The 1,778-nt window shown below is 44.1% G+C and carries 2 protein-coding genes; both read right to left on the bottom strand.

The features are described 5' to 3' along the window. Nucleotides 1-906, bottom strand: a 906-nt coding sequence (locus tag A3763_RS16830) for a DEAD/DEAH box helicase (RefSeq protein WP_156495136.1), incomplete at its 3' end; no start/stop codon positions are given. Nucleotides 907-997: 91 nt separating this feature from the next. Then, entirely contained in the window at nucleotides 998-1,531 is a 534-nt protein-coding gene (locus A3763_RS16825; protein ID WP_068513060.1) for a PadR family transcriptional regulator, read from the bottom strand. Nucleotides 1,532-1,778: the final 247 nt, after the last annotated feature.

Genomic DNA, 1,778 nt, shown 5'->3' with positions numbered 1-1,778 from the left:
AGTTCCGATAAGGATATCGATGCCACCTTTCTTTAGGCGGTCTACTGTTTTCTCTCGGGCCGCTTGTGCTATATCGCCGTTTAGAGCCGCCGCCGAATAACCGCGAGCGTTAAGTTTTGACGCAAGCTCTTCGGTGGCAATTTTAGTACGTACGAAAATAATGACACCATCGTAGGTTTCCATCTCCAAAACGCGAGTCAAAGCTTCTAGCTTATCGATGCCGGAGGTCATCATATAACGCTGGTTGATGGTTTTTGCCGTCGCTGTTTTATCAGCGATTTTAATGATCTCTGGGTCTGTGAGGTGGTTCTGGGCTACTTTCTTAATCTCGCGAGGCATGGTCGCAGAGAATAGGGCGATTTGCCGATCCTCGGGTGTGTGTTCCAATACCCATTCAACATCATCAATAAAGCCCATGCGTAGCATTTCATCTGCTTCATCAAGTACTAAGGTTTTTAGGGTGTTGAGTTTCAGCGTCCCGCGTCGCATGTGATCCATGACGCGTCCCGGAGTGCCAACCACCACTTGTGCGCCGCGCTTGAGCTGGCGTAACTGGTTGCTATAGCTTTGGCCGCCGTAAATAGGAAGAACATGGAAGTTCTTCATGTGTTTCGCATAACTTTGACATGCTTCAGCAACCTGAATCGCTAGCTCGCGTGTAGGGGCTAACACCAATACTTGCGTTTCAGACTTGTTTGCGTCGATATTTGCAAGTAAAGGGAGGGCAAATGCTGCAGTCTTTCCGGTGCCGGTTTGAGCTTGACCCAAAATGTCTTTGCCGCTAAGAAGTGTGGGTATTGCTTGAGCTTGGATTGGAGAAGGGGTTTCGTATCCAAGATCCTTTACGGCTTTTAAGATATTTTCGGGGAGACCAAGTTGCTCAAATTGAGGCGTGGAGTCTGTCATAGTTAGGAATGCCTATCGATAAAATGGTTCTGACGCGAGGACAGAATAAAAGGGCGGCAATTATACGCAGATTTGAGAAAAAAAGCTTTGATTATTTTTTGATCGACTCTAAGGCTTCCTCTGCCCAGCTTAACCAGGCTTGTTCACCAATGATTCCGCGCCTTAGTGTAAGGTAGGGAAGTTTATAGTTGGCTTGCTTCTCTGGGGGCAGGCTTAAGTAGCTCTGCTCTATCGATAGAAGGCTTTGTAATGTCTTTTGGTGTAGCGCTTGATGCGCTTCAATTTCCTCTAACAAGTTGTTTTGATCGATAAGGTGGCCGCCAAAAACCTTTACCAAGAGGGCATCATTGGTTTTATTCGGTTTTACCTGCGCCGATAGCCATTGCTTGAGCTCTTCAACGCCTTTTGCTGTGATGTCGTAAACCTTTTTATCGGGTTTATCAGTCTGTTTTATATTGTTGCAGGAGATAAAATCCTGCTCTAAAAGAACTTTTAGTTGCTGATAAATTTGCTGGTGGCTTGCATTCCAAAAATACCCTAGTCCTTCTTTAAATTGTTTTAATAGGTCATAACCGCTGCCTGGTTCGGTTTCTAATAATACGAGAATGGCGTGTTTTAAGGACATGGCTCAGCTCTAAATTGAATAGACATTGGCTAGTATATATTATTTTTCAATATGCAATAAGTTGCATAATAATTTGTTTGCGAGGTAATATGTCGAAATAATGAGCTTGTCGTGAGCTTGGTTTTTTGTGTTTTTGACTGATTGATGCAGTGGAGAGAAATAATGGTGCGAACTGGAACTCGATATAGAAAAAACAAAGCAGATGATCATTATGATGTGATTGTTATTGGTTCCGGAATAGGTGGCC

The sequence above is a fragment of the Oleiphilus sp. HI0128 genome (genome assembly GCF_001635365.1).
The sequence above is the reverse complement of the archived record's forward strand: the minus strand, read 5'-3'. Positions and strand labels throughout refer to the sequence as shown.